This window comes from Bradyrhizobium sp. P2_E8 (genome assembly GCF_056403875.1).
Genome location: NZ_JBFUES010000803.1, coordinates 1 through 3517, shown reverse-complemented (window position 1 = coordinate 3517; position 3517 = coordinate 1). Strand labels below are relative to the sequence as shown.

Sequence of the window (3517 nt, the reverse complement as noted above, 5' to 3'; positions counted from 1 at the left end):
ATCATGGCCATGATCGTGAAACGAGACCGTGCAAGTCCGAATCGGGTGAGGAGATTCACAGCGCGGCGTCCTCCAAGGGAAGCAGCTTCACCTTCTGTCCGTCGGCGAGGTACGACACCCCGGCCGAGGCCAGGATATCGCCGGGCTTGACGCCCTCCACCACCACCAGGCGATTGTCCCGGATTCCGCCGACGGTGATGGTGCTCTTCTTCACCGTCGAACTTCCTTCGTCGAACCGAAACACACTTCCGGTGTTCTGCAGGACCTTTCCGCCTTCCGGCACCAGCACGCTGAGCGGAACGAGAAACCCGCTGCGACCCACGACCAGCGGTTCTTCGATCGTCACCTCGACCGACATGCCGGCGTTCAGGCCCGGGGTGCTGTTCTCGAGCCGGACAACGACCGGGAAGGCCGATACCTGCTCCGCCTTCGACCCGAGCTCTTTGATCTCGCCTTTGAGCGGAAGGTCGGGCTTGTCGGCGACCTTGACCGGGACCTGCTGCCCGACCTTCAGGCTCTGGAAGGTCGCTGCCGGGACCAGAAAGCTCATTTCGAAGCTGTCGTCGCTGTAGAGCGTGGCGACCGGCTGTCCGGCGGCGACCTGGGCGAAGGATTTGACTTCCACGCGGGCGATGGTGCCGGCGAAGGGGGCCAGCAGCTTGCTTCGGTCCAGGTTTTGATTGGCCAACTCGAGCTGACGGCGCGCCTGGTCGAGCTGGGCTCTCGCGCTGAGCAGGATCGCGTTCGACTGTTCGAAAGCGGCCTGGGTGGCGACGCCGCGCTTGAGGAGTTCTTCCTTGCGCTGGAAGTCCGACTGGGCGTTGTCGAGCTGCGCCTGCGCCTGCTGCACGCCCGCGCTGGCCTGGTCCACCTGGCTCTGCAGCGATCTCGGATCGATTTCGGCGAGAACGTCTCCGAGCTGCACCTTCTGGCCGACGGTGAGGCCGACGGCCTTCAGCTGGCCACCGATCTCGAAGGACAAAGCGCTGACATCGGCCGGCTGCAGCACGCTCGGGAAGCGCCGAAGCCGGCTCTCCGTCGAGGCGGCGACCTTGTAGGCACGCAAACCGCGGACCGGCTGTTCGCTCGCTTCCTTCTTCTTTTCTCCGCAGCCCTGCAGGCCGACGACAAGGAGCCCCAAGACGGCAAATCGCGTGAGATGTCGGATCATCGTGCGCTCCTCGAATCCTATCGAATTTGACCCTTCGGCCTGGCCGCGTCGTTCCGCCAGCTCACGGCACCACCGCGAAAAACAGAAATGCGGCGAAGATGACCAGATGCACGACGCCCTGCAGCACCGTGGTCCGTCCGGTGCCGAGTGTGATGACACTCAACAGCAGCGTGAGCATGAGCAGCCCCAAATCCTTTATGTCCAACCCGAGTTCGAGCCGATATCCCATGACGATCGAGACAGCCGCGACGGCGGGAATGGTCAGGCCGATGGTCGCGAGCGCCGAGCCGAGGGCGAGGTTGAGACTGGTCTGAAGCCGGTCGCTCAGCGCCGCCTTGATGGCCGCCACGGCCTCCGGAAGCAGAACCAAGGCGGCGATGATCGTGCCGACGACCGCCTTCGGGACCTGGAGATAATCGATGGCGCCTTCCACGCTGGGGGTCAGGACCTTGGCAAGCCCCACGACCGCCACAAGGGAGACGATGAGGAGAGCGGCGCTCAGACCGGTCGTTCTGTTGTCCGGAGGAGGYGAATGCTCGTCGACCGCGGCCCCCTTCGCGGCCAGGAAATAGTCACGGTGCCTGACGGTCTGAACGAAGACGAACGCCAGGTACAGAATCAAAGAGGCGAGCGCAGCGAAGACGAGCTGCGAGGTGTTGTACAGCGGACCGAGCTCTTGGGCGGCGAGGTTCGGAAGCACCATCGTGAGGCTGGTGAGAGCAACCAGTACCGCGAGCGCGGCGCCGGCGCCTTGCGCCTGGAAACCCTGTTCGCGGTGGTGCACGCCGCCCCACAGCAAACAAGCCCCTACGATGCCGTTACAGACAATCATGACCGCCGCGAAGACCGTGTCGCGGGCCAGACCCGCCTTTTCGGCGGGCGCGGCAATCGTCACCGAGACGATGAGCGCGGTCTCGATCACTGTCACCGCCAGGGCCAGGATCAGCGTGCCGAACGGCTCGCCTACGCGGTGAGCGACCACCTCGGCATGGTACACTGCGGCGAAGACCGTGCCGAACAGAGCCGCGCCGGCGGCTGCGTAAACTAGTCCACTTCCGCCGAGAACGAGACTGACCAACAAGGTCGCCCAGGCGAGAGCCGGCCAAATCCACGTCCACCGTGCTGCTGTCCCTGCTACAGCCATCTCGATCTCCCCACTGTTCTTCATCGCGTCTGAGCGCAAATTCTGTCGCCCTCGCCCAAAGGCGCCCGCCCCTTTGGCGGCGATGTCGGTCTTACGCGAAGAACTCCACAGCCCCGCTTTCGAGATTGTACATCGCGCCGGCGATCTTGATGCTGCCCTTCGATTCCAGTTCGGCAAGGACCGGGCTGTCCTTCCGGATGTTTGCGACGGTCATCTCGACGTTCTTGCGTGCGACGGCATCGACGAAGGCGTAGTTCTTGGCAGACCGGTCGCCGGAGTAGTTCGTCGCTTCGACCGCGGGCTTGATTCTGCCAAGCAGTCCCGTCAGGTTGCCGAGCTCCGCGTTGTCGATAGCTCCTTTGATCGCGCCGCAGGCAGTGTGGCCCATGACGAGTACCACCTTTGCGCCGGCGAGCTTGCAGGCGAACTCGAGGCTGCCGAGAATGTCGGGGTTTTCGATGTTGCCCGCGAGGCGACAGTTGAAGATGTCGCCGATCCCGAGGTCCATGATGACCTCGGCCGGGGCGCGCGAATCGATGCAGCTGAGCAGCGCGGCCGCCGGATATTGCCCCGACGCGCTCGCCTTCTGTTCGCGCAGGTAGTTGCGGTCCTTCCTCTCGCCCTTCCGGAAACGCCCGTTTCCCTTTTTCATCGCCTGTATGATCTGCTCGGGGCTCAGCTTGTCGCGCATGTCTCTGGTGAGCGCGTCTGCGCGGGCGTCATCGGCGAGAAAGAAACCGCTTCCTGCCAGGCCCACGGCGGTTACGGCGCCGGCCATGGTCAGGAATTTCCGACGCGCGAGGCAATCGCAGTTTTTTGGATGTTCGGGTTTGTGATGCACGGCGAACCTCCTCCGGGGTGCACTTGCAGACGGGCACCGCCGGGTCGACGCTAGTTTTGGCTTCGATCCTGACAATTGCACACTGAGGGCGACTCCGCCATCGCTCGGTCGCGCTTGCGTGTGTCCCTGCAAACATTGGTCGAGCACGGCGGTCGACTAAAAAGAGGTATTTACCTCAGGTTGTTTGGGCTGGACGGCGTCCAAGAAGTGACTTGCCTCGCGGTCGTCATGATGATGAGATGGCTCCTGCGTGTTGATCGATCAGRCATCCCCTCCTCAGATGGCGAAGCTCTCTGCATCCGCCACGTTGCGCCGGCGTGCCATCATGACATCGTTGTGCATCGCAGGGTCTTCCATGATT

Annotated in this window: 3 protein-coding genes; all 3 read right to left on the bottom strand. The window is 63.4% G+C overall.

The genetic code is table 11. The features are described from left to right. Positions 1 to 55: 55 nt before the first annotated feature. Complete coding sequence (locus AC1D00_RS32125) at positions 56 to 1171, bottom strand: efflux RND transporter periplasmic adaptor subunit (protein ID WP_477013426.1); 1116 nt, start codon at positions 1169 to 1171, stop codon at positions 56 to 58. Positions 1172 to 1232: 61 nt separating this feature from the next. Then, the gene (locus AC1D00_RS32120) at positions 1233 to 2315 is read right to left on the bottom strand and encodes a calcium:cation antiporter (RefSeq protein ID WP_477013425.1); all 1083 of its coding nucleotides are present in this window, start codon (positions 2313 to 2315) and stop codon (positions 1233 to 1235) included. A 91-nt stretch (positions 2316 to 2406) separates the two neighbouring features. Next, positions 2407 to 3231 (bottom strand): carbonic anhydrase family protein, encoded by an 825-nt coding sequence (locus AC1D00_RS32115; RefSeq protein ID WP_477013424.1) that lies wholly within the window; start codon positions 3229 to 3231, stop codon positions 2407 to 2409. Positions 3232 to 3517 lie beyond the last annotated feature (286 nt).

Excerpts from the sequence above, each read along its gene's own strand:
- AC1D00_RS32125 (WP_477013426.1), bottom strand. The coding sequence starts at position 1,171 with ATGATCCGACATCTCACGCGATTTGCCGTCTTGGGGCTCCTTGTCGTC.